The 23,687-nt window shown below is 49.2% G+C and carries 20 protein-coding genes; 9 read left to right on the plus strand and 11 right to left on the minus strand.

What is annotated here, in order from left to right:
* Positions 1-42 precede the first annotated feature (42 nt).
* The 3 genes from IEW74_RS09525 (at position 43) to IEW74_RS09535 (ending at position 4,151) form a co-directional block, all read left to right on the plus strand.
* Positions 43-918, plus strand: coding sequence for a 50S ribosomal protein L11 methyltransferase (locus tag IEW74_RS09525; protein WP_188664197.1), 876 nt, complete (start codon positions 43-45; stop codon positions 916-918).
* A gap of 391 nt (positions 919-1,309) precedes the next feature.
* Positions 1,310-3,007: a hypothetical protein gene (locus tag IEW74_RS09530; RefSeq protein ID WP_188664199.1), complete on the plus strand. Its 1,698-nt coding sequence runs from the start codon at positions 1,310-1,312 to the stop codon at positions 3,005-3,007.
* A 214-nt stretch (positions 3,008-3,221) separates the two neighbouring features.
* A complete protein-coding gene (locus IEW74_RS09535) occupies positions 3,222-4,151 on the plus strand; it encodes a DHH family phosphoesterase (RefSeq protein WP_188664202.1) in 930 nt (309 codons plus the stop codon).
* 71 nt (positions 4,152-4,222) lie between these two features.
* Here the strand turns inward: IEW74_RS09535 and IEW74_RS09540 are convergent, their stop codons facing one another.
* From IEW74_RS09540 to IEW74_RS09550, 3 genes are read right to left on the minus strand one after another with little or no spacing between them, the layout of a single operon-like run.
* Positions 4,223-4,699 carry a hemerythrin domain-containing protein gene (locus tag IEW74_RS09540; RefSeq protein WP_188664204.1) on the minus strand — a complete coding sequence of 159 codons (477 nt, stop codon included), beginning with the start codon at positions 4,697-4,699 and terminating at the stop codon, positions 4,223-4,225.
* Positions 4,696-5,955: an NnrS family protein gene (locus tag IEW74_RS09545; protein WP_188664206.1), complete on the minus strand. Its 1,260-nt coding sequence runs from the start codon at positions 5,953-5,955 to the stop codon at positions 4,696-4,698. The genes IEW74_RS09540 and IEW74_RS09545 overlap by 4 nt, the downstream gene beginning before the upstream one ends.
* Positions 5,952-6,275 carry a DUF2249 domain-containing protein gene (locus IEW74_RS09550; RefSeq protein WP_188664208.1) on the minus strand — a complete coding sequence of 108 codons (324 nt, stop codon included), beginning with the start codon at positions 6,273-6,275 and terminating at the stop codon, positions 5,952-5,954. Before IEW74_RS09550 ends, IEW74_RS09545 begins: the two co-directional genes overlap by 4 nt.
* Before the next feature lie 235 nt (positions 6,276-6,510).
* Between IEW74_RS09550 and IEW74_RS09555 the strand changes: the two genes are divergently transcribed.
* Positions 6,511-7,470, plus strand: coding sequence for a sensor domain-containing diguanylate cyclase (locus tag IEW74_RS09555; protein ID WP_229734297.1), 960 nt, complete (start codon positions 6,511-6,513; stop codon positions 7,468-7,470).
* Here the strand turns inward: IEW74_RS09555 and IEW74_RS09560 are convergent, their stop codons facing one another.
* The 3 genes from IEW74_RS09560 to IEW74_RS09570 all read right to left on the minus strand — a co-directional run bounded on the left by IEW74_RS09560 (position 7,471) and on the right by IEW74_RS09570 (position 11,189).
* Positions 7,471-8,301, minus strand: a complete 831-nt coding sequence (locus IEW74_RS09560; protein ID WP_188664210.1) for a lysophospholipid acyltransferase family protein — start codon at positions 8,299-8,301, stop codon at positions 7,471-7,473.
* On the minus strand, positions 8,298-9,101 hold the full coding sequence (locus tag IEW74_RS09565) for a GNAT family N-acetyltransferase (RefSeq protein WP_188664213.1): 804 nt from the start codon (positions 9,099-9,101) through the stop codon (positions 8,298-8,300). Before IEW74_RS09565 ends, IEW74_RS09560 begins: the two co-directional genes overlap by 4 nt.
* 123 nt (positions 9,102-9,224) lie before the next feature.
* The gene (locus IEW74_RS09570) at positions 9,225-11,189 is read right to left on the minus strand and encodes a metallophosphoesterase family protein (RefSeq protein ID WP_188664215.1); all 1,965 of its coding nucleotides are present in this window, start codon (positions 11,187-11,189) and stop codon (positions 9,225-9,227) included.
* 131 nt (positions 11,190-11,320) lie between these two features.
* Between IEW74_RS09570 and IEW74_RS09575 the strand changes: the two genes are divergently transcribed.
* The 5 genes from IEW74_RS09575 (at position 11,321) to IEW74_RS09595 (ending at position 17,664) form a co-directional block, all read left to right on the plus strand.
* On the plus strand, positions 11,321-13,039 hold the full coding sequence (locus IEW74_RS09575) for a sensor histidine kinase (protein WP_188664217.1): 1,719 nt from the start codon (positions 11,321-11,323) through the stop codon (positions 13,037-13,039).
* Positions 13,040-13,044: 5 nt separating this feature from the next.
* Positions 13,045-14,391 carry a sigma-54-dependent transcriptional regulator gene (locus IEW74_RS09580; RefSeq protein WP_188664218.1) on the plus strand — a complete coding sequence of 449 codons (1,347 nt, stop codon included), beginning with the start codon at positions 13,045-13,047 and terminating at the stop codon, positions 14,389-14,391.
* Positions 14,392-14,526: 135 nt separating this feature from the next.
* Entirely contained in the window at positions 14,527-15,528 is a 1,002-nt protein-coding gene (locus tag IEW74_RS09585; protein WP_188664219.1) for a C4-dicarboxylate TRAP transporter substrate-binding protein, read from the plus strand.
* Positions 15,529-15,616: 88 nt separating this feature from the next.
* Positions 15,617-16,249, plus strand: a complete 633-nt coding sequence (locus IEW74_RS09590) for a TRAP transporter small permease subunit (protein WP_188664220.1) — start codon at positions 15,617-15,619, stop codon at positions 16,247-16,249.
* Between the two features lie 11 nt (positions 16,250-16,260).
* Positions 16,261-17,664: a TRAP transporter large permease gene (locus IEW74_RS09595; RefSeq protein ID WP_188664221.1), complete on the plus strand. Its 1,404-nt coding sequence runs from the start codon at positions 16,261-16,263 to the stop codon at positions 17,662-17,664.
* A 79-nt stretch (positions 17,665-17,743) separates the two neighbouring features.
* On the opposite strand, the gene IEW74_RS09600 is transcribed toward IEW74_RS09595, so the two are convergent.
* The 5 genes from IEW74_RS09600 to IEW74_RS09620 all read right to left on the minus strand — a co-directional run bounded on the left by IEW74_RS09600 (position 17,744) and on the right by IEW74_RS09620 (position 23,666).
* Complete coding sequence (locus IEW74_RS09600; protein ID WP_188664222.1) at positions 17,744-19,597, minus strand: methyl-accepting chemotaxis protein; 1,854 nt, start codon at positions 19,595-19,597, stop codon at positions 17,744-17,746.
* A gap of 10 nt (positions 19,598-19,607) precedes the next feature.
* On the minus strand, positions 19,608-20,537 hold the full coding sequence (locus IEW74_RS09605; protein ID WP_188664223.1) for a hypothetical protein: 930 nt from the start codon (positions 20,535-20,537) through the stop codon (positions 19,608-19,610).
* A 255-nt stretch (positions 20,538-20,792) separates the two neighbouring features.
* Complete coding sequence (locus IEW74_RS09610; RefSeq protein WP_188664225.1) at positions 20,793-21,683, minus strand: prephenate/arogenate dehydrogenase family protein; 891 nt, start codon at positions 21,681-21,683, stop codon at positions 20,793-20,795.
* 2 nt (positions 21,684-21,685) lie between these two features.
* Positions 21,686-22,777: a histidinol-phosphate transaminase gene (gene hisC / locus IEW74_RS09615; RefSeq protein WP_188664227.1), complete on the minus strand. Its 1,092-nt coding sequence runs from the start codon at positions 22,775-22,777 to the stop codon at positions 21,686-21,688.
* 28 nt (positions 22,778-22,805) lie between these two features.
* Complete coding sequence (locus IEW74_RS09620) at positions 22,806-23,666, minus strand: chorismate mutase (RefSeq protein WP_188664229.1); 861 nt, start codon at positions 23,664-23,666, stop codon at positions 22,806-22,808.
* Positions 23,667-23,687 lie beyond the last annotated feature (21 nt).

The following is a 23,687-nucleotide window of genomic DNA, read 5'->3' on the forward strand; positions in this document are numbered from 1 at the left end:
TGAGAGGCGGAGATATTCAGCCTTGATTAAGTGGAAATGCATATGACGAATACCTTGTGGCGTGTTGATCTGGACGTTAGCCCCGCGCTGGCCGATGCTTACGAATTCGCACTGGAAGCTTTTTGTGGGGCCGTCACCCAGTATCTGGATGATGATGAACTGGCCCAGCGTATTGAAGCCTATGCAGAAGAAGAACCGGATGAAACAGCCTTGAAAGCAGCTATTGCCGGTGTGGCGGAACGATCCGGGGTATCTGCACCAACCGTAACGATTACGGCTGTTGAAAATAAAGATTGGCTGGCGGAATATGCGCGCAATTATCCGCCGCTTCAAATCGGGCGTTACTTTATTTATGGCTCACATTTTGACGGCAAATTACCTGCGGGCAAAATCGCCTTGAAAGTCGAGGCTGCGACTGCTTTTGGCACAGGGGAACATGCCTCCACGAACGGGTGTTTACAGGCCTTGGATCGATTGTCACGGCGTTATAATTTTAAACGCCCGCTGGATATGGGCTGTGGTTCGGCCATTTTGGCAATGGCGATTGCAAAAACGTGGGGGGCATCGGTTGTCGCCAGCGATATTGATGCGCAATCGGTTGATGTCGCGCGTTATAATGCGGAAGTAAATGGGGTGGGCGGTTCTGTGCTTGCCGTATGTGCCAATGGATATCACTCCCCGTCTGTGACGCGTAATGGGCCTTATGATCTGATTATGGCCAATATCTTGGCGCGTCCTTTGTCAGCAATGGCAAAAGACCTTGCGAAAAATCTGAAACCCGGTGGTTTTGCGGTATTGGCAGGGTTTCTGGACCGTGATGCAAACTGGGTATTTGCGGCACACCGCTGTCATGGCCTGCGTCTGGTGGAACGCATTAAAGTCAACGGTTGGCAAACACTGGTTTTGCGCAAAAGATAATTAGGCGCCAAGAAGCTTTCGATTTCTGTTTTCAAACGACCGGCTCGCGCGGGGACCTTATCTGCGGTGGCTGAAATATTCTTGATGTCAGAGAGAATCGTTGTCCATGATTGTACGGATTGGGTTTTGAATGCTCCATCATGGGGTAAAACCCGCGCCATGCCCGCATGAATGCTATGCCAATTGTGTGCGCTCTCTCTGAGCTCAAGTGCAGAAAGGTTAATCAAGTGCGCACATGTTTTTGTGTGTAGCGTGGTGTAAAGGGAAAGCTGTTTACAGCGTCAGTTGTATTTTTTCGATGGAAACTTTTGATTTATATGCATAGGATAAGGAGAGGGAAAGCTTCGCTTAGAAAATGCGGAGATAACGAGAAAGAAATTCAAATACGAAAATGGCAGGACATACAAAATACGAGATACGTCTAAGCGATCAGGATCGCTGGTTTGTCGAGAAAGTCTTTCAAGACCAGAAAATGGCGGAAAGGCTCTATACAGACTATGCCGAAGACGATAATAGCGAATATGACGGCGTTCAACTGGTGCGCGTATGGACGCGTGCCGATAAGATGGAAGTCGAAAAGGTCGTTAAGGAACAACGTCTGACCCGACGAAACATTCCGGTACGCTTGGCAAATATTGACGAAGCGGCCCCTTGCGCACATCGTGATGATTATCTCGGATTGAATGCCCGTATTACCATGAGCCGGTTGTTGCGCAACTTGTTTGATCGTGAAGGAACGATTGCGTCTGAGCTTTTATATAACCATGACAAGGCAAAACGATTTATGGCCGGTGATTTGGTGTCACCGGCAATTGACCGGGTGTCCACATTGCAGGCGCGTGACAGCGGATTGGATTCACGCAAGCGCCGCGATGACATCTTTGCTGAAATTCAAGCCATTATGGATGATGTGGAGAAAATCTGCAAAACCAAGGCTTATAAATCTTTTGAAAGCAAAGAGTTAAATAAAGTGGTCGAGACTGCAAACGCGATTGGAAAGCCAATGGCTTTGCCGGTGGTGATGTGTAAGGTTTTGGTGCAATACCGCAGTGTGGAAGCAAAACTTCAACAGGTGTTGGCTTGGCTGGAAAGCGATCAGGGCGAAGAACTGGAATATGAACTGGATGGCCTGATTGCGGAAATCATGTCGTCGGCAACCTTGATACAGGATATGCTTGGCCCGCAACGAAATCTCGCCTGCGCCTTGTCAACTTTGCTGGACTGGGTGGAAGGCAAATCTGTCAAGGGAACAGGGGCTTGTGCGGAAGCTGTGGAGGCCTTCTGTCGTTTGTTCAGTCAAGACAGATTGATGCAAACACGTGATATTCTGTTTGATTTTATCATCCGCCAGTTGGCGGGGAAACAGCCGTTATCGCGCAATGACACGGCGCTGGAAGAAAAAGAATTTTTACGTCTTTTTTCGCGCCTGACACTGCCTTGCGGCATGACGGGCGGGGCGGATATGGCGGAAGCTTTATCCCGGCGATATGGTCGAAGCCTGAAGCAAGGCGGCGAAAGCGGTGAGCGCATGTCGATTAAATGGTTGGTCGAAATGCTCCCGGATGGGGCACGCTGCTTGCCTTATTTAATTGCGTTACGGGATGCACCGCTTGGAAACGCCCACCCGGATGTCGTCAAGCAAAGTATATCTCAATTATGCAATACGGCGCGCACGATTGGCGATTTTTGTGCAGATGACCTTTCTGCCAAAGAAAAGCTGGTTTGCTTAAAAGACCTTCATGTGTTGGTGGAAGAATCGACATTGGACGAAAGCGAACAAAAGGCGGTTTTATCTACTTTGGACCGTCTGGTGGAAAAATACCTGATGGATACCAAACTCATTGATAAGCTGGATAACCCGCAAGCTGCTTTGCATGATCGTGCGATCCGTATGGTGCAGTTTTGTGGCTCTGGCGTGTTATGGGAACATGGGCATGCGATGGCGTTGGCGCGCAAACGCGTGGTTGACCACCTGAAGGGAAAGAGTTTTATTGAGAAATTTACGGAAGGCGAAAACGCCCCCGCCCAAAAAGAGATTATGATCCGTGATTTTTACCGGATGATGGCAGAGGCCGGTTTTAAAAGTTAAGCCGAATATAGGCGTAATTGTTGGGTTGCTCATTTATCAGGCGCTTTTTTAGTGTTATGCATTGCGCTCTCGCGTTCTCTCTGGCAAATTTGGCATTATAGGTTTTAGGGCCAAATTATTCTAATATTGTGTACAAACACAATTTTAGAACTTAAACTATTGGCATCGTGGCGAGAACTTCGCATAAGAATGAATATGATTAGGAGCCGAAAACATGACTGATCAAAAGTATCGCCTCGTCACGCGAGCTGACTTTGACGGTGTAGTTTCAGGTACGTTGCTTCTCGAACTTGGAATGGTTGACGACATTGTATTTGCCGAACCGAAAGAGATTCAGGACGGGCAATTTACAGTTAGTGAAAATGACATTCTGACCAATCTTCCTTATGTGGAAAAAGCGCACTTAAGCCTTGATCACCATTTTAGTGAAGTGGAACGTGTCGGTGGGCATGATAATTTGGTCATTGATGCCAACGCACCGTCTGCGGCGCGCGTGGTCTATAACCACTTTGGCGGCGCACAGGCTTTTCCGAAAATCAGTACAGATATGCTGGCGGCTGTCGATAAAGCGGATGCGGCACAGTATAATGAAGAAGACATTCTGGCACCGGGCCCGTGGGTCCTGCTGAACTTTATTCTGGATCCGCGTACCGGGCTTGACCGTGTAGGGAAATTTGCCGTTTCGCATGAGCAGTTTATGAAAGATATGATGGTTTACTGCCGTCATCATCCGGTTGAAGAAATTTTAAAAATCCCTGACGTTGAAGAACGGTTGCATCTGTATTCCTTGCACGAAGAAAAATTTGAAAATCAGATCAAGAGGAACACTGTGGTTCACAATAACCTTGTGGTCTTTGATTTGCGCAAGGAAACGGAAAGCTACGCGGGCAACCGTTTTACAATTTATGCCCTGTATCCCCAATGCAATATCTCCATTCAAGTCATCCCGGAAATTGAACCCGGCAAATGTTTGCTGGCCTGCGGGAAGTCCATTCTGGATCGCAGTTCAAAAACCAATGTGGGTAGCCTGATGCTTAAATATGGCGGCGGCGGTCATAAACAGGTGGGAACGTGCCGGGTTGAAAATGATCAGGTTGATCAGGTCTTGTCTGAATTGGTGGCACAAATTACCGCAGACGGCTGATTACGGACATTTGATGAACAATAAAAAACACCCCGCAAGAAAATTTTGCGGGGTGTTTTTTTGTCAAAAGATTAAGAACCCTTTTTATAAAGCTCAATAAGCGGGGCTTCCTGTTCGGGTGTGAATAAGGAATTAATGGCGTTGATGAGGCCCATTTCTTCCTTTTGAATGTGGAAGGTTTCGTGACCGATAAAGTCGAAGCTGAGTTCCTGAAAGCTTTGCCAGCTTTGATCATCAAAACCGGTCTCGATGGCTTTTTGGGCCATTGCCGATAATTCTTGCGCAATCGGGCGGATCATTTGATGTTCCCCAGCCAGCATATTGGCCATGAAATCAGCCCCGTTCATGCGCAATACGGGGAACAGGTGTTCTTCTTCAAACGCATAATGTTCCGTAATATCGCTTTGCGCCACATCAATTAAATCGGTCAGCAGACCTTTGATCTGTTCGATATCGTCCGGTTTGTTTTTGCCGCGCCAACCGTCGAGTTCATCCAGAACGGTCAGGGTGCGTTGGTGTTCTTCATGTAAGATTTGTGAGAGTCTCATTTTTTCATTTTCTCCAAACTCAGACGTTTGCGTTTTATGGCAATAATTAAAAAAGTTAAAAAAGAAAGCCCTGAAACAAGGCCGATTAAGCTACCAAATTGTAATAAAAGAGAATTATCCATTATGATGGCCAGCCCGGTGACCCCCACGGCAGCGATATGCAAGGGGCCGATGATGCGAGTTAGTTTTTCCGCTGCCAGCTTACTCGGCAATTCCGGCATGCCTGTCTGACGGGCGATCTGCATCGACAGCAGGAAGGGAACAATGCGTTGTAAAATACCGATAATAAAGGATACCAACCAACCCAGCACAGCGACGAGAATGCTGAGTTCCGTTATGTTGGCTTTATTGTCGGTCCATTGCGCCCCGATCACCAAAAGCAGGCTGAGCGGCAACATGATCCAACCGAAGCGAATGACGGTCCATTCCGGCCCTAGACGGGTGCGAATGCGCCCCTTTAGGATCGTAAACATTTCATAGATATGGATCAGCGCTGATATCAGGGCGACAATCGGTGCAATTTTAAAGAAGCCGCCCACCCACAAGAGTAAAGACGTTAAGGCGATCAGAAGTCCCCATATGGCAAGTCGGTCATTGGTTTTGTCACTGACGCTGAGCATGGGGACCATGATCCGGCTGAAACCGAAAACAATGAGCCCCATAAAACCATAGAGGGCGAGCCCGGCATGAACCAATCGCGGATTTGGCATGTTAAATGAAATTAGCCCGGCCCAGTTCAAAATCATGGCCGCCCCAAGCGCAGCGGCCAGTAACAGACACAGGGCACCGACTAGAACATGGTTGCGAACAAGCTTAAGGTTGGCCGATCTTATCAGGAGACGGACGAGCATGAGCGCATAAAGAAGGGCGCTGAGGCACAGGAGCGCTGCGCCCCAGGAGGCGATAAGAGGGCGGTAATGGGCAAATCCCCCCAATGTAATGCCGATCCCGCTGAGCAAAAGAACAAGAAGCAGGATGACGCCGATCGGCCTGTTCATGGCTGCACCACTGGCCACAGGCAGCATTTGCATGGAGGCACCGAAGGCCGTGGTCAGGACAACCCCGATGGTGAAGGTGTGCAGGGCTGCCAAAACGGGGCCGAAGCCACCTTGGAAACTGGCGATGTTTTCGGCCTGAAGGAACAGAAGTATCCAACCAAGCGGCAAGCAGGCCAGTGATACGAAGAAAAAGGAAAGGGGGATCCATTCCGGCAGCAGGCGTTGTTCCGCACCGAAGGGTACGCCAGCGCCTATCATGGTTTGTGGCCTTCACGATATATTCTGAGACGAATGCCTTGATCGTTCTGTTCCACAACGTCCCAAGCCCATGCTTCTTCTTGTAAGTGAGAGAAAAGATGCATCGGCATTTTGGGATAGTATCCTTCGAAATATTGGTCTGAATTTAATTGATCCAGAATTTTTAATGTGGCGACCAAAGGCGTTGGTGCGGATTGATGTCGCAGATCAATCTGAACGCAATTTGATGTAATTTTGATCAGGTCTGATAGTTCCGGCAGGTTCCAGTCATTGGGGATTTTGCCGTCGCAAGGACCGTTTTCGTTGTATAGGCTCATCATCAAAAACATATGCCTGACTTGATTTTTATTCTCATTGATCCCGGTCAATCATAAGACGTGTATGACGCATAGCGAGACAAAAGGGTTGAACTATTTTCTTTTAATGTAATCAGGGGACGTGCTGTTTGATTGAATTTTGCGTGCTGATGACGTAGGATATGAAAATAAAAAAGAAATCAGGGTGCGATCAGTCGACAAGATCACAAAAGCACTTTCTTTTGACAGGGGAAATAAATTGAAACAGGACTCTAGCGAACATCAGTTCGCTATTCGTTTAATGGAACATTTGGTCGTTCCAACCTTTGTTCTGGATCCGTCAGGCAAAGTCATAATTTGGAACAAGGCGTGTGAACGTCTCACAAATGTGATGGCGCGTGAGGTGATCGGAACCCGGGATCATTGGCGGGCCTTTTATGAAGAACCCCGTGTCTGTCTTGCCGATCTGGTACGCGAGGGGCGCATGGACGCGATTGAAGAACATTATAGCGCGGCGTCCTTGAAGAAAGATGTCTATGACGGTGTGCGTGCCGAAAACTGGTGTGTCATGCCCTGTGCGGAAAAACGTTTATATCTGGCGATTAATTGCGGTCCCATATTTGATGATGACGGGAACATGATCGCCATTGTGGAAACGTTACGCGATATGACGGAACAAAAACGTGCAGAGCAAGCGTTGCAAAGTCTGGCTCATAAAGATGGCTTGACCGGATTGGCGAATCGTCGCTCTTTTGATATTTCACTGGAAGCGGATATTTTGCACGCGCGCCGGGAAAATGAACCCCTGTCACTTTTGCTGTGTGATGTGGATCATTTCAAAGGATATAACGATGGATACGGTCATCAACAAGGTGATGAGTGTCTAAAACGGATTGCTGAAACGATAGGGAAACAGGCCTATCGGGCAAATGATCTCGCCGCCCGGTATGGCGGGGAGGAATTTGCAATGATCATTCCGAATTCTGACAGCGAAGGGGCCAAACGGGTCGCAGAACGTATCCGGCAATCGATTTATGATCTGAATTTGGAACATAAATATAATCCGGGCGGACAACGGGTGACAATCAGCGTTGGCGGGATTTCCTTGGTCCCTGATGAAAAATGTGAAGCCGCACAGATTATCGAACGCGCGGATCAGGCGCTTTATCGGGCAAAACAACAGGGCCGTAATCAAGTCTGTATCGATCCACACCCGTGATTAGGTAAAGGCGATTTCCTGTTGGTCCAGTGATGTTTCGGAACATTCGGGTGGTGGTGTCACCAAATTAGCAAGACCGTTTGATGTGCGGTTCTGCGCCCATTGTGCGAGTGCTTTGCGGTCTTTAAAATCAGCGGCCAAGGCCGGGGCATGAAAAATAACATCGACTTCAACACCCCCCAGACAAAAGACATCCCGTAAATGCGGTGCCAATGTCATATCGCCATACCATGCGAAATAATCCCGCCCGGTATTGTTCAAAGGCTGGTGGTCGCGTGTCCGGCAAAAGGCGAGCGTGACGGGTTGGACCAGACAGCTTTCGCGCAAGTCGTCTTCCATCACCATTTCGAACAAGGCGCTTTTATAAGGCAAAACTTTGTTGCCGGGCGAACTGGTACCTTCGGGGAAGATCATCAAGCGCTCACCACTTAAAATCCGTTGTTTGAGTTTGACTTTTTGTTTACGTGCTTTGGAAGGCTTGCGTTCAATAAAAGCGGTTTGCGCAATTTGTGCCAGAAACCCGAACAAGGGCCAGTCGGCAACCTCGGCCTTGGCGACAAAGGTCACATCCAGACAGGAGGCTATAATCGGGATATCCAGGTAAGAAACATGGTTTCCAGCCAGCAATACTCTTTTATTTTGAGACGGTTTACCATAGCAGGTGACTTTCATACCGATAAGCGCACAGACCCCACGATGCCAAAGTTGCACCATTGGGCGGCGCACATGCCGCCCAAGGCAGAAAATCAGCAGGTAAGGAGGGACCAGCAGGACCGTCCATCCCAAAAAGGCCATCGTGCGTATCATGCCGCGCAGAAAAGATTTTTTCATGTGTTGGCCTGATTGGACATACTTGCCGCATCTTGCAGATAGTGACGTTGGTAACGACCCGTCACATTGTCCGTTTCAACCAGCAGGCAAACATCGACCGTATTGAATTGATGATCAATCACACCGCCCTTGCCAATCACGCCGCCGACACGCAGGTAACCTTTAATGAGCGGGGGCATTTCACGCAAAGCCTGGCGGCTGTCGATTTGTTTTTTCTTGAGCAGTTTTAAATCTACATAACGGCTATCCAATGCCTTGGGCGACCATTCATCCGGTGCACTGTGATGGTGGTGCAGATATGATAACGCCGATGCCATTGCTTTTGTATCGGTGCCGGGGAAGCTTGCGCATCCGAACATCAGTGAAATTTTGTAATCGGTAATATATTCTGCAATGCCGCGCCATAAAAGCTGCATAACGGCTTTGCCGCGATAATCGGGATCGACACAAGAACGTCCCAACTCAACGATTTCACCTTGATAATTTTCAAGGCGGGAGAGATCGAATTCATCAGCCGAATAGAAACCTTCATGGCGTTGGGCAACGCTGCGGCGAAGCAGGCGATAGGTGCCGACAACACATTCTTCGCCAGCGGCTTCTTTGGTTTTATCAATAACCAGCAAATGATCACAATAATCGTCAAAACGATCAAAATCACGTTTCGCTGCGGCAACTTCAGGATCGGGAACAGCGCCCATACCGTCAAAAAAGACGCGGTAGCGCAGGCGTTGAGCGGCTTCCAAATCGTCGGCGTTGCGCGCAAGTCGGATATCAAGGTTCGTTTCTGTCTGGTTCGTCATTGTTTTCTTCACTGCTCGTTGAACACTGCCCGTCAGGGTAGGTTAAAGATTGGTTCAGCAGTGTTTCACTGACGTGAAGCTTTCGTGACTTTCAGATTTAGGATTTATGACGTCCGCGCCGATTTATTGCCAACGGGAATGATTTTCCATGCGATCAAATCCGACAAACTGTCCATCGGCCAGAAGTTGACGAAAACGACAAGGCCGTCCGTCTTTGTCCAGTTCGACCAGGCCGACCCCGGCGGCATCCAGCAAGCGGCGCCCGTCAGCATGTCCTTCGGGTTTGCGCGGAATAATGCGCATGCGTTTGCGCTTGGTAAACCAGTTTAAGGGGGAGCGGGGAGAATAAAGCCAACGATTGATGATATCCAGTACATCCAGTAGCTTTTTTGGAAACTCGTTCTTAAAGCCACTACTGGTGACTTGCCAGATATCCGGGCCTCCTTTTTGTCCGCGCAGTTCAACATCATAGACAAAGGAATAATGAACATCGCCGGATAAAATAATAAAGGTGTGTGGTGTTTTGGTATGCATGAAAACATTGAGAATGGAATTAGCCGTTCCCGGATGTGCCATCCAGTTTTCGGCATCCACCAGTAAAGGTTTCCCAAACCATGTGAAAATACGCTGGATGGTTTCAATCAATTTGACCCCATAGATTGGCGCGGGCGAAACCAGCAAAACACTGTCTTTGCCATAAAGTTGTTCTTGCAGATCCCCAACGGCTTCCCAATCCAGCAGGCCGGATGGTTTGACCATGGAACTTTCCGAACGCCAACGCCGTGTGCGTGTATCAATGACAATCAGGGGCGGTTCTGTTTTCCATTGATATTCCCATCCTTCAAATTTTAAAAGGTGGTCAATGAAGTTGATATGGTCTTCATGTCCCGGGGCATCCAATGCGGTTTGCAGATCTTTTATAAAGCGTGTGTCAAATTTATCCGGGTTGTTTCCCCACCCCTGACAGATGAAATAAGCCGACAGGCTGTTGCCGATCATGCGTTTGGAAAAGGGGTGATTGTAAACCGCCTCTTCCCATTGGCGGTTCAGGTTCCAGTCATCGGTGACATCATGGTCATCAAAGATCATGGCAACGGGCAAATGGGCCATGAGACGGCGCACCTGCGGCAAACCTTCAACAAAGCGGTCCAAAACTTGTTTTTCATCCGCAAACAGTTTTTGATTTTCAGCCGATAGGCCTGCGGGGCAATCCATCTGTGCAATGGACCAGAGAACAGGCGACCAGACCATCAGATACATCAGTAGATTTTCATGCAGGGTCATTAAATGGTTGTGCGCGGTATCGGTGGTGAAAACCGGTTTGCGTACACCACCGAACAGAATATCCAACAGATCACGGTTGGCTTCGACCTGTGGTAAAATAGCTGTTCGATCATAATAACTGCTTTTGTGTTGATAGAGTTCATCAGACGTTCCAATCGGGGGGACTTTCAGCCCCTCGAACATTTCAGCAGGCAGGTCCAGTTGATCAATGACGCTGTGAATGGCGCGCAGCATGGGACCGGCCACATCATCGGCATAGATTTGATCGCCTGACATGATCAAGGCTGACGGCCATGTGGGCAGGTTTTCATCTTTATCGGCATTGTTTTCAAGGAGCTGGGCAAGCAGGCCATCGGCAGCAACCAAGCCATCGCCACTGTCATGGTGGGGTTTACGGCATGATCCGTGCAAAATACTTCCAACCTTGGACGGTAACAAGAAGCCCAGCTTGTTATGGGGGGGATAGAGCAAGTCCGGGCTGAGTTTCGTGATATCCTGCCAAATCTCTTGATCTTGTGATTTCAGGCAAAGGGTATAATCAATCCAACAATCGCGGGGCAAAGCCTCTTTAAACGACAGATCAATCAACAGGATATGTAACTTTTTACCGCATTTTAGCCTGTGAATTTTTATACCTTTGGATGGCGTGGAAAATTCGGCAAGGATGTTGTCTTGTTCAGAAAACTGTATTTTCACGTCAGCTTCAACGCTGAGCGCAAGCCAAAGGGCCAACCGTTCAGGTTCTGCGCGGCGCAAAATTGGTCCGGCAAGAACAGGCGGTAAGGTCGTTGGGGCTGCGCTCATTGAGAATATCCGAATAAGAAATTGATTTTGATGAGGGTAGGAAGGCTTTTATATCCTGTCAATGACGCATTGTTTGTCTAACGGATTGGATTGATTTATCATCCGCGCAGGCAAACGAATTGGAAAAAGAAATGCGCCCACGCTTTTTATTGTTGTTTATTGTCGGTTTGGCCGTCCTGTCTTATGGCATGTATTATGTGTCTTTTTCCTATTTTAAATCAGAAGAAATCAGAAAGGCCAGTGGGCGGCTGTCCCTGTATAAAAGCTCGTTGCTGAGCGAGATTGAACGGTTTGTTTACTTCCCCTTTGTGTTGTCGCAAGACCCTTATGTAATCTCGGCCCTGTCCGGTGAGGGGGTCGACCGACTGAATGAAAGATTGGCGAAATTTGCCGATCAATCGGGGGTAGAGGCCATCTATTTAATGGATACGACCGGATTAACGGTATCGTCTTCAAACTATGCCAGCAAGACCAGCTATATCGGGCAAAATTATGCCTTTCGCCCCTATTTCAAGGATGCGCTTGCTGGTAATCATGGTGAGTTTTACGGTATTGGGGCGACAACCAAATTACCCGGCTTGTTTATTTCTGAACCTGTACGCGATGTTCAGGGGCAGGTCATTGGCGTGATCGCACTCAAACTGAATTTTGGTCAGTTGGAAAATTTATGGATTGATTCCGATGAACAGGTTTTGCTGGGCAACAAAGACAGTGTGATCCTGTTATCGTCCAATCCGAACTGGCGCTATCGGGCCATGTTTGCGATATCGAAAGAACGCAGGCAGGAAATTCAGGAAGAGCGCCAGTTTGCAAATGAGCCGTTAAACGAATTGAACTGGCGCATTTGGAATGAAAATCAGGTTATGGTCGAAGGCAATCATTTCCTTTTGGTGACGGAGGAAATGGATAGCCGAAATTGGACACTGTACTTTTTTGCCAGTCAGGACCCGGTGCAGGAAAAAACATGGATGACCCTGATTTCGGCCTTTGTCATTCTGACGATTGTGTTTGCGGTTATCCAGTTTCGCCGCACGGTGCGTATCGGCGAGGCCTTGCGCGAATCACAAGCTGATTCTGCGGCAATGCGGGAGGCTAACAGGCGTTTAGCTGTGGAAATCGAAGAACGCAAAGTCGCGGAAAAACGTTTGAAAACCACACAAAACGAATTGGCGCGCGCCAGTCGTCTGGCGGCATTGGGGCAATTGGCGGTGTCTGTTACACATGAATTGGGGCAACCCTTGGCAGCGATGCGTAATTATTTGACAGCGGCTGAGATGTCGCCCAATCCACCGGCAATGGGGTTTATGCAAAAAATGACCGGCCTTGCGTTGCGGATGGAAAATATTACCAAGCAACTTAAATTTTTTGCCAAGCCGGGGTCTGAAACGTTTGAGGCCGTCGATATGCGTGATGTCCTGAAAGGGGCTGAAGAATTATTACAGGCGGATTTTGTCAGTAATGCGATCAATTATAAGCGAATTGTGCCCAATACGGCGGTGGTGGTGCATGCCAATCGTTTGCGTTTGGAACAGGTTTTGACCAATTTGATGCGCAATGCCTTGAATGCGATGGAAGCAGGCGAGGAACGGTTACTAACGGTTCAGCTTAGTATGGAAAACGCACAGGCCTGTGTGGAAGTCTTTGATACAGGCGCGGGGTTGGGCAAGGCCACGTTGGAAGAATTGCAGGAACCCTTTGTGAGCACACGGGCATCAGGTGAAGGGTTGGGGCTGGGGCTTGCCATTTCCAGTGAAATTGTGAAAGAACATGGGGGCCGTATGGCCGCGCGCAATCGTCAAATCAAGGGGGCTGCGTTTCGAATTGAATTGCCCTTGTGGGCGGAGGATTAAAAACAATGGTCGATGCAAACCCAACTTATTCCCTTGTTATTGTCGATGATGACCGTGAAATGCGTGATTCTTTAACCCATTTGTTTGAATCAGTGGGCTGGCAATGTGAAAACTATGCCCGCGCAGAATTGTTTTGTGAAAAAGTCAGAGATATCAGCCCGGATGTGATTCTCAGTGATGTGCGTATGCCCGGTATGGATGGGCTTGCCTTGCTGGATTATATGCAAACCAAGGAAGATACTGCCCCCGTGGTGTTGATTTCCGCACATGGTGATATCCCGATGGCGGTAGATGCCATGCAAAAAGGGGCTTACAGTTTTCTGGAAAAACCGTTTGATCCACGCCGTTTGTTGACGGTGGCCCGTCATGCAGCCGAACAACATCGCATGGGGCAGGATACGGAACGTTTAAAAGCCCGGCTTGCGATGTTATCAGGATTGGATCGGATTTTAATCGGGCAAACCGACGAAATTAAGATCCTGCGCGAAGATGTTCTGGATTATGCTGATCTGGATGCACCTGCCATGATTTTAGGCGAAACCGGCACCGGAAAAGAAGTGGTTGCCCGTGCTTTGCATGATCTGAGTGTGCGCGCGAAAGGGCCGTTTACCGTCCTGAACTGTGCCACGATTTTGGCAGAAAAATTTGAAAGCAGTATGTTTGGCGAAATCGGGCAAGTGAAAGGCATGCTGGCGGCAAGTGACGGGGGCACCTTGTTTCTGGATGAAGTCGCCGCCTGCCCCCTTGCCATTCAAGCCAAATTGTTGCGTGTGATTGAAACGCGTGAGTTTACCCCGATCGGTGGGGACAAGCCGGTGCCGGTTGATATTCGGATTGTGTCGGCCTCCAACGAGGATATGGAGGCAGCGGTCGCGCAAGGACGTTTTCGATCTGATTTACTATATCGTCTGAATACGTTGATGTTGAATTTACCGACCTTGCGCGAACGGCGTTCAGATATCGTGATGTTGTTTTCCCATTTTTTAAACGAATACAGCACGGTTTATGAAATCAGCACACCGGAATTAAGCGCCGATGATGTTTCGGCCTTGATGACGCATGAATGGCCGGGGAATGTGCGTGAATTACGCCATGTTGCCGAACGTCGTATTTTGGCGGCGCGGCGTGGGCGCGGTAATGTGGGCGAAGCGATCCATTCCAACCATGATGTCGAAGAAGTCCCCGATACCCTGCGTGAAGCGGTTGCCGCCTTTGAACGTGAACTGGTTGCCAAAGCCATTCGTACCCATAAAGGCAAGATGGATGCGGTTGCGGAAAGTTTAGGGATTGGACGGCGCACGTTAAATGAAAAAATCGTCAAGCTGGGGTTGGATAAGAACGCCTTGTTGTAACCCGTTTGGTCCTTTGCGGATTTCCGCGCACAGGAAGTTTACGAGCCTGCGGTTTTCTTCATGCGTATTTTTTACCGGATTTATTATCTTATTTCCCGAGACATCTGGAGGATGTTCATTTTGGGAGATTATTTTATGAAGAAAATTCTTGGCAAATTGTGCCTGACTGCTGTTGCTCTTTCTTTTGCCGGTGAGGCAATGGCGACAGAATGGAATGTGTCCTTGTGGGGCAAGCGTCGTGCGTTTACCGAACATGTTGAAAAAATCGCTGAATTGGTCGACAAGAAAACCAACGGTGAATTCAAACTCAACATTTCTTACGGCGGCCTGTCTAAGAACAAGGAAAACCTTGACGGGATTTCTATTGGCGCGTTTGAAATGGCACAATTCTGTGCGGGCTATCACCGTGATAAAAACCCGTCTTTGACGGTTGCAGAACTGCCGTTTTTAGGTGTGTCTACCTTGGATCAGGAACGTCGACTGTCCGAAGAACTTTATAAACATCCGGCTGTTGTAAAAGATCTGGCGCGTTGGAATGCAACCTTGTTGATGCCCTCACCAATGCCGCAATATAACATTGCAGGTCTGGGCGACACGCCGAAATCACTGGATGATTTTAAAGGTCTTGCGGTTCGTGCAACCGGCGGGATTGGTCAGGCCATGAAGGCCGTTGGCGCGGTTCCAACATCCATGTCGGCTTCTGAAGTGCGTCAAGCTCTTGATGGTGGTGTTATCAAAGCCGTTGCCTTTGCCCAACATGCCCATATGGCGTTTGGTGTTGTGGAAAAAGCAACATGGTGGACGACAAACCTGAACCCCGGCACAATTAACTGCCCGGTTGTTGTCAACACAGATGCGTTGAATGGCCTGAAACCGGCTTATCGTGATGCGTTGCTTGGTTCTGTTGATGAAGCACTCGATTACTATGTCGACAACTACAACAACAAAACTATGAAACGTTGGGATCCGTTGTTGAAAGAACGCGGTATCGAGAAAGTCACTTTCTCTGACCAGGCGATTGCAGATTTGAAAAAGGCCGTTGCCACCCCTGCTGCGGATCAGTGGGTTAAAGACAACGCTGCCAAAGGGCTCCCCGCTCAAGAACTGTATGACTTCTTTACCGGCATGATCAAATAAGTAAGTCAAACAGCTTGAGATCAAGCGAGAGGGGGCGTCTTCGACCCGGGCGTCCCCTTTTTTCGCAACTTTTTTTAAGGAGGAGATCATGGCTGGGAACGCAAACGTACTCACAGATGATAGCCTGTTGAGCCTTTTAGACCAAAAGCTGAATGAAATTGGGAAGTTTCTGGCCCTGATCAGCGGTCTGGCAGTTTTTTCATTAATGATTTTGGCGGTGTTATCCGTCAGTGGGCGTAATTTTTTCAATCATCCTTTACCGGGATATATTGACTGGATCGAACAGGCGATGCCCCTGATTGCCTTTATGGGGATTTCCTATACACAACGAAATGGCGGCCATATTCGTATGGACATGGTTGTCGGCAAGTTGAAAGGCCGCACCCTTTATGCGGCAGAATTACTGACGACCCTCGCCATTCTTACTTTGATGTTGCTCATTGTTTGGGGCAGTTGGGAACATTTCCAACGCAGTTTCGATTTTAACGCACCGATGTGGAGCCGCGATAGCTCTATGGATATTGGTATACCGTTATGGCCGGCAAAATTATTGGCGCCGGTGGCTTTTTCGGTTTTATGTCTGCAACTGATTGTTCAGGCGTGGGGTTTTACCAGTGCCTTGATCAGCGGGACAGATCAACCCGTTGCCGTGCCTTTGATTGAAGATGTGGCGGCGCAGGCAAATCACGAAGCCAGTCACTTAACCGGTCACGATGACTAAAGGAAAAGATCATGGAACCTATTGAAATTGGCTTGATCGTTTCTGGCGGTCTGCTGGTGTTTGTTGTGTTGGGGATGCGGGTGGCGTTTGCTGCCGGTCTTGCGGGCCTTGTCGGCCTCATCTGGATTTTCTGGGCGAAAAAAGGATACGATCCTGAAGCCTTTATGTGGGCCTTGGGGATTGCGGCCAAAATCGCCGGGCAGGTGCCCCATTCCAAGGTGGCAAATCAGGCGTTGTCCCTTATTCCAACGTTTATCCTTATCGGTTATCTGGCCTATTATGCCGGATTGACCAAGGCCTTGTTTGAGGCTGCAAAACGCTGGATTGCGTGGGTGCCGGGCGGTTTGGCCGTTGCGACCGTTTTTGCAACAGCAGGTTTTGCGGCTGTGTCTGGTGCATCGATTGCGACCTCGGCGGTGTTTGCCCGAATAGCCATCCCTGAAATGTTAAAGATCGGCTATGACAAAAAATTCGCCGCTGGTGTGGTGGCGGCAGGGGGCACACTTGCCTCTTTGATCCCGCCTTCGGCCATTTTGGTTATTTATGCGATTATTGTGGAACAGGATGTGGGTAAACTGTTGCTCGCAGGCTTTATTCCCGGGGCATTTTCTGCCTTGATCTACGCTGGATTGATCATCGGTATGGCCTTAACGATTAAAGGGTTTGGCCCGCCGGTATCGGGCTATACGTGGAAAGAACGCTTTGCGTCCTTGCCTCCGTCGCTACCGATTGTTTTTGTTGTCTTCATTATTGTTGTCTTTATCTATAACCCGTTTGGCGGCGATGCATGGGGCACACCGACAGAAGGCGGTGCGCTGGGTGCGTTCGTTGTGTTCTGCATGGCTGTATTTAAGGGCATGCGCTGGGCGGAATTGAAAGATGCCTTGCTGGAAAGTGCCAAACTGTCTGTGATGATCTTTACGATTATCTGGGGCGTTCTGATTTATGTACGCTTCCTCGGGTTTGCGGACTTGCCGGGTGCGTTTTCCGATTGGGTGACCTCGCTTGATTATTCGCCCATGCTGATCCTGATTATGATCCTGTTGGCTTATGCCGTACTGGGGATGTTCATGGATGCCATTGGCATGTTGCTGTTGACCTTGCCTGTGGTTTACCCGGCGGTTATGGCATTGAATGGTGGCGAAGCTGTAAGTGCAGCAGAAAGTACATTCGGGATGTCCGGTCCCATGTGTGCGGTCTGGTTCGGTATTCTGGTTGTGAAAATGGCTGAATTTTGCCTGATTACACCACCGATCGGCTTGAACTGCTTTGTGGTTGCCGGTGTGCGTGATGATCTCAGCGTTCAGGATGTTTTCCGTGGTGTGGCACCGTTCTTCGTGGCCGATGCGATTACCATCGGGCTGTTAATCGCGTTCCCGGCGATTGTGATCTGGCTCCCCAGCTTGGCTGGGTAAGGGACGTTACGTTATAAAAAAGCCACCTCGAAGTTTGAGGTGGCTTTTTTGATGCGATGATTAAGTTGGGTTCTGCACGTTATCCTTTGCGGATTTGATCAAGGAAGTTATCGACCTGTTCGCGCAGGACCGTTGATTGTGACGACAGGGCTTCAGCAGCATCAAGGACGTCTTTGGCGGCTTGACCGTTGCGTTCCGCACTTTGTGACACCTCTGCCATATCGTTAGAGGCATCTTGTGTACTGTGGGCAGCCTGTTCCACGTTAGAGGCAATCTCCTGCGTTGCAGCACCTTGTTGTTCAACTGCGGCCGCAATGGCGGAGGATACCTCGTTCATATGGTCGATCATTTTCGAGACTTCATCAATGGCGTCCACGGCATTTTGTGTGGTCCCTTGAATAGTCGTGATCTGTTGGGAAATTTCGTCTGTGGCTCTCGCCGTTTGATTGGCAAGGTTTTTCACTTCGGAGGCCACAACCGCAAATCCTTTGCCGGCCTCACCTGCACGGGCCGCTTCAATGGTGGCATTCAGGGCCAGCAGGTTGGTTTGTTCGGCAATGTCTGTGATTAAACTGATGACTTCGCCGATCTTGTTGGCAGCATCAGCCAAATCACGCATGGTGACATTGGTGGTTTCCGCCTGTGTGGCAGCTTGTGCCGCCATTGTTGAGGATTCAGAAACCTGACGGGCAATTTCGTTGATGGAATTGCTGAGTTCCTCTGCGGCGGAAGAAACTGTATGAACGTTGGTTGTGGCGTTATTGGCCGCATTGGTGGCGCTTGTCGCCCGTTGCTGGTTGGTTGCGGCAATTTCGCTCATATCCCTTGCGGTTGCTTGCAATTGGGTAGAGGAAGAGGCAACGGAGTTTACAACTTCACCAACCTTGTTTTCAAATTCGCTGGCAAGGGCATCTCGTTGTTCTCTTTGCTCTGTCGCAAGGCGTTCGCGTTCTTGGGCGCGTTCTTCACTCATGCGTTGGGTATCAATCAGGTTTTGTTTGAAAACGCCCAAGGCACTTGCCATATCGCCGATTTCGTCCTTCTGATTTTCAGGAATATCGACATCCAGTTCGCCTTTACTCAAACGGGCCATAGCCTGAACCATATTGACGAGAGGGGAGGAAATTTTCTTGGTTGCAAAGATAATCGTTAGCAGGATCAGCACGGCTGAGACAACGGCCAGAATAACGTAATTCAGTTTTTCAGTTGTGTTTAATTCATCAATTGCATTTTGTTTCGCGTCAATGCGGTCTTTATTGGCTTGAATTTTAGTATCCAGTAAAAGCTCCGTCAGAATAGCAGCACTGTGGTCGAGTGTGTTTTGAATAACGAGTTGGCGGGAAACTTCTTCGTAAATGAAATTACTTGCAGCTTGATCGGCGCGCTGGTTTCCTAAAAAAACAAGGCTGCGCTCGTTGGACTCTGCAAAAAGTTTGAAAAGGCGCGGCAGATTATCTGCGGTACGTAACAGATAATTTAAGCGTTTTTGTGCCAATTCACGTTTGGCGGGGGTCTCGTGTGCGTCGATGGAGGGCTGGATCGCTTTTTCCAATGCGGAGACATCTTGTTGAAGTTGCACAAAGACATTTTCCATCGATGTGCGCATTTCGCGTGTTTTGAAAACGGCAACTTTGTCGCGTTGTAAAATGCTGCGTTGATGAAAGTTTGTCAGGGCGGCAAAAGAATTTCGCACCTTCGTCAAGCTGCGTTGTACGCTGATGCTGCCTTCCATCAGGTTATCGGCATTTTCTGCCTTTTGGTTGAGGCTGTCCAAGGTATTTTCAAATAGATTACCTGTTTTAAAGCTGACGCCCAGGTTGAGGGCAGCCATAAAAAGAACCGGTAAAATACCGAGCAGGATAATTTTTGTTCCCAGTCCCCGTTTGGTTTGTGAGGAGGTTTCCTGTTCAATTGAATCGATTGTTGTTGTCATAATATCCTCCTTACCACACCATTGCCTGTATCTGGCGATTGACTAAGCCAAGTTTGTCAAACACGGTTGTCGGTGTCTGACCGGCGGCGGGTTTCGGCATCATCAGCGGGGTGGTCGCCCCCACGGCAACTTTCATGGAAGAAAGTTCGGCAAGGCAGAAAAGAAGTAATTGCTGCACATCGCTGGGGGTTATATTGCGGGTTTTGCGTTTCGGCAGCACAATCTCGTTGGGAATTTTATATTCGGGCTTTTGGGTTAACCCTTTTAAGCCCTTTAGGGCATAATAAGCCAGACTATAGGCATCCGCCGATTGCTTGCCAATGGAAGCAGAGGGTGGTTCCACATCGGCTTTTTTATTTGAGGCCGCCGCAACCAGTTTAATTTCTTCGGAAACGGACAGAACGTTATTGAAAACCTCGTTGGGAATTGTATCGGGTATGCCCAACTGAACAATCATGGTCTGTGCGCGTAACAGGTTGAGATAGACATCCGTTGGCGTTTTCCCTTCAACGGCTTTTGCTTGCTTTTTGAAGGGAGGTAAATTGAAAGCTTTATCGAATTCGGTTAGCTCGTTGAGGATGGTTTGAACCTCAATCAGGACATCACCGGGCGTAACCTCTTTGACTTTCGGGGGGGTGATTTCTGACGGTTCCAATCCGTTTACGCGTTTGAGAAGCTGGATCTTGGAACGCACGTTCAGGGCTTGTTGCAGCACATGACGGGGTTGACGCTCAGGCAGGTTTGTATCGACATTCATTAAATTTGGGATGCTCAGGTTTGCGTCATGCAGACGTTCAAGCTGTGCAAGAACATCTTCTGTGACCTGATAGACTTGAGTGGGGGTAACTGTCTCGGCATGGCTTGTATGAGTGGCTAAACCGCTCACCCATAGGCTGAATGTAAATATGGCAAGACGATACACGTGGTAACGTATAGGCATCTGAAGACTCCGCTGTTAACGCCCCATTTTATGAGGCTTTCTTTCTTTGTTTTGGAATTAGGTGCCTCTGTTGGACACTCTTTTATCCCTGCTGATGGGGTTAACCCATTCAAATACTTGTCGTTAACAGTACGCTATTTTTTTGTGTGCTTCAAATTGTCTATACGGATAAATACTAATTTATAATATTGTTCGAATGTAAATGGGGGGTGAAACTCAGCGTGAAGTATGTTGCGAACATTTGAAACGCAGGGTTTAGGCTTGTTTTGCTTCGATAATTTCGCGGCGAATTTTGCGGGTTCGGCTAAATAGTTCTTCCAGTTTGTCGCCTTCCCCCCAGCGAATCGCACGTTGCAAAAAGGTCAAATCTTCGCTAAATCGCTGTAGAATCTCCAGAACGGCTTCTTTGTTGTTTAAGAAAACATCGCGCCACATCACGGGGTCAGATGCTGCAATCCGGGTGAAATCCCGAAAACCCGAAGCTGAAAATTTAATGACTTCCTGCTTTAAATGTTCCCCCAAATCGTCGGCTGTTCCCACGATGGTATAGGCAATCAGGTGAGGCAGGTGCGAGGTAATGGCCAGCACCATATCGTGATGCTGGGCATCCATAATTTCGATTTGAGAGCCAGCGCGTTCCCACAGGGTGCGGACTTTGGCAATGGCGGTTTCATCTGTTCCGGCTGGTGGGGTCAGGATCAACCATCGACCATCAAAAAGTTCGGCAAAGCCGGCTTCCGGGCCTGAATGTTCCGTCCCGGCGATCGGGTGTGCGGGGACAAAATGGACACCATCGGGCAGATGCTGGGAGACATCGTGAATGATGGATTGTTTGACCGAGCCAACATCGGTGACGATTGCCCCTTCTTTCAGGCCAGGGGCAAAGGCCGCCGCCGCGTCCCCACAGACACCGGGGGGGGTGCAAATCACAACAAGATCGGCATCCTTGACCGCCGCAATAAAGTCGCCGCTTGCGTCATCGGCAAAACCCAGTTCAACAGCCTTGTCACGATGGGCCTGATTGATGTCGCATACGGTGATGTGAGCGGCACTTCCCGTCTTTTTAACGCTGCGCGCCAGAGAAGACCCGATAAGGCCGATACCGATAAAAGTGACACGATCAAAAAGGATGCCGTCTTTGGACATTTTTATTTACTCATAAACTCGGTTAATGCGCCCATGAACGCTTTCATTTCGTCTTCTGTACCGATGGAGACACGCAAGCAATCCCCCAGACCATAAGCTGCCATCGCGCGAACGATGATCCCCTTGGAACGCAGGAATTCATCGGCAGCGCGTGAAGAATGCCCATCCTGATGGGGGAAACGCACAAGGGCGAAGTTGGCGTAACTGGTTGTGCAGGTCAGGCCCAGTTTACGGCATTCGTTTTCGGTCCAGCGCAGCCATTGTGTGTTGTGTTTGCGGGTTTTGGCGACAAACAAGTCATCATCCAGTGCGGCTTCACCGGCGGCCAAGGCCACAGCCGTCACATTGAACGGGTTACGCGCACGATTAAGAACATCGGCGATTTCTTCTGATCCATAGGCCCAACCGAGACGAATGCCGCCCAAGCCATACATTTTCGAGAACGTACGCGTCATAACGGTATTTTGTGTTTTTTCGACCAGTTCAATCCCGGCTTCGTAATCGTCTTCGGTCATAAATTCGGCATAGGCCGCATCAATGACAAGCAAGATATCATCGCGCAAACCATTGCGCAGGCGGGTCATTTCCGTTTTGGGAATATAAGTGCCTGTCGGGTTATTCGGGTTGGCGACAAAAACGATTTTTGTTTTCTCCGTTACCGCAGCCAGCATGGCATCTACATCGGTGGTCAAATCCGTTTCCATTGCGGTAACAGGCGTTGCCCCGGCTGCTTTGGCGGCAATGGGGTACATCAGGAAACCGTGATCGGAATAAAGCACTTCATCACCGGGACCGGCATAGGCGCGACACAGCAGGCCGAGTAATTCATCCGAGCCTGCACCGCAGACGATGCGGTCTGCATCAATATGATATTTGGCCGCAAGCTTTTGGCGCAGTGCCTTACAGCCGCCATCGGGGTAGCGATGCTGGGTATCGGCGGCGGCTTTCATGGCGATAATGGCGCTGGGGGCCGGGCCGAACGGACCTTCGTTGGAGGCCAGCTTGATAATGCGGTCGACACCTTCGATTGCAGATTCACCGCCTTTGTACGGCGTAATGTCCATGATACCCGGACGTGGCGTTAAGATACCCATTTTTGACTTCCCAATTTAGAAATTATGCTTAGGCGAGTTCGTCTGCGCTAAAGGGCACGGCGTAACCGCCCAGCTTTAATATTCCTTTAACAGACACACCGTTTTTGTCGAGGAACTTTTTAACCTCGCTCATGTCTTCATGCAGCACACAGTCTGCTTCGATCAGGAAAAGCCACTGATCGTGCATGGCCTCGTCATGCCAGTGCCCCTGAATGGAAACATTGAACTCACTGTCCTGAAAATGTGCAGCAACCGTGCGGGTGCTGATTTCCTGATCAAATTCAAGCACGGTGTAATATCGTTCGTTATCCGTATGGTCATCGGACGGCAAACCGATGATCAAGGCTTCTTCGTAGGTGCCTCGGACTTTTTCGGTTTGTGCGACCGGAAGGCGGGACAAAATCTGTGGTGTATTCTCCGCGTGCGAATAAAGATGTCGCCACCACGGATCCGAATCGGAAATGGTCGGAACCGGTAAAACCCCGATTGCCGCATCGCCGTTTTGGACCGCAGCGATGACGCCGCGAACAGAGGCATGAGACGTCATCGGTGTTTGCGAACCATATTGATCGCGTGCCAAATCCCAGTAAACGGCCCCCGGTTGCGGCATATAAACAGCCATCGCAAGATGGCCTTGCAGTTTAAGATAGGCCGACATGACCTCGCGCCAGATGCGGACCAGCGCCCCTTTTGGAAAAGGTCCGCTGTGGCGTGCGATTAGGCGGCGCAGGATTTCGGCTTCGCGGCCCGGGCGCAGTTTGATACCTTCGGCACCTTTGGCGGCACGAACTTCTTCCACAACAAGGGCACGTTCCATCAACAGGTCGTGGACGGCATCGTCAATGCGGTCAATTTCTTTTCTAAGTTCTGCGAGTCTGTTTTCGGACATAGTGCCTCATCCATATTGTCG

Source organism: Terasakiella brassicae (assembly GCF_014641495.1).
GTDB classification, from domain to species: Bacteria; Pseudomonadota; Alphaproteobacteria; order Rhodospirillales; family Terasakiellaceae; genus Terasakiella; species Terasakiella brassicae.

Bases quoted from the DNA above. Each gene is read 5' to 3' on its own strand.
- IEW74_RS09525 (WP_188664197.1), top strand. From the start codon at position 43: ATGACGAATACCTTGTGGCGTGTTGATCTGGACGTTAGCCCCGCGCTG.
- IEW74_RS09530 (WP_188664199.1), top strand. From the start codon at position 1,310: ATGGCAGGACATACAAAATACGAGATACGTCTAAGCGATCAGGATCGC.
- IEW74_RS09535 (WP_188664202.1), top strand. From the start codon at position 3,222: ATGACTGATCAAAAGTATCGCCTCGTCACGCGAGCTGACTTTGACGGT.
- IEW74_RS09540 (WP_188664204.1), bottom strand. From the start codon at position 4,699: ATGAGACTCTCACAAATCTTACATGAAGAACACCAACGCACCCTGACC.
- IEW74_RS09545 (WP_188664206.1), bottom strand. From the start codon at position 5,955: ATGATAGGCGCTGGCGTACCCTTCGGTGCGGAACAACGCCTGCTGCCG.
- IEW74_RS09550 (WP_188664208.1), bottom strand. From the start codon at position 6,275: ATGATGAGCCTATACAACGAAAACGGTCCTTGCGACGGCAAAATCCCC.
- IEW74_RS09560 (WP_188664210.1), bottom strand. From the start codon at position 8,301: ATGAAAAAATCTTTTCTGCGCGGCATGATACGCACGATGGCCTTTTTG.
- IEW74_RS09565 (WP_188664213.1), bottom strand. From the start codon at position 9,101: ATGACGAACCAGACAGAAACGAACCTTGATATCCGACTTGCGCGCAAC.
- IEW74_RS09570 (WP_188664215.1), bottom strand. From the start codon at position 11,189: ATGAGCGCAGCCCCAACGACCTTACCGCCTGTTCTTGCCGGACCAATT.
- IEW74_RS09575 (WP_188664217.1), top strand. From the start codon at position 11,321: ATGCGCCCACGCTTTTTATTGTTGTTTATTGTCGGTTTGGCCGTCCTG.
- IEW74_RS09580 (WP_188664218.1), top strand. From the start codon at position 13,045: ATGGTCGATGCAAACCCAACTTATTCCCTTGTTATTGTCGATGATGAC.
- IEW74_RS09585 (WP_188664219.1), top strand. From the start codon at position 14,527: ATGAAGAAAATTCTTGGCAAATTGTGCCTGACTGCTGTTGCTCTTTCT.
- IEW74_RS09590 (WP_188664220.1), top strand. From the start codon at position 15,617: ATGGCTGGGAACGCAAACGTACTCACAGATGATAGCCTGTTGAGCCTT.
- IEW74_RS09595 (WP_188664221.1), top strand. From the start codon at position 16,261: ATGGAACCTATTGAAATTGGCTTGATCGTTTCTGGCGGTCTGCTGGTG.
- IEW74_RS09600 (WP_188664222.1), bottom strand. From the start codon at position 19,597: ATGACAACAACAATCGATTCAATTGAACAGGAAACCTCCTCACAAACC.
- IEW74_RS09605 (WP_188664223.1), bottom strand. From the start codon at position 20,537: ATGCCTATACGTTACCACGTGTATCGTCTTGCCATATTTACATTCAGC.
- IEW74_RS09610 (WP_188664225.1), bottom strand. From the start codon at position 21,683: ATGTCCAAAGACGGCATCCTTTTTGATCGTGTCACTTTTATCGGTATC.
- hisC (WP_188664227.1), bottom strand. From the start codon at position 22,777: ATGGGTATCTTAACGCCACGTCCGGGTATCATGGACATTACGCCGTAC.
- IEW74_RS09620 (WP_188664229.1), bottom strand. From the start codon at position 23,666: ATGTCCGAAAACAGACTCGCAGAACTTAGAAAAGAAATTGACCGCATT.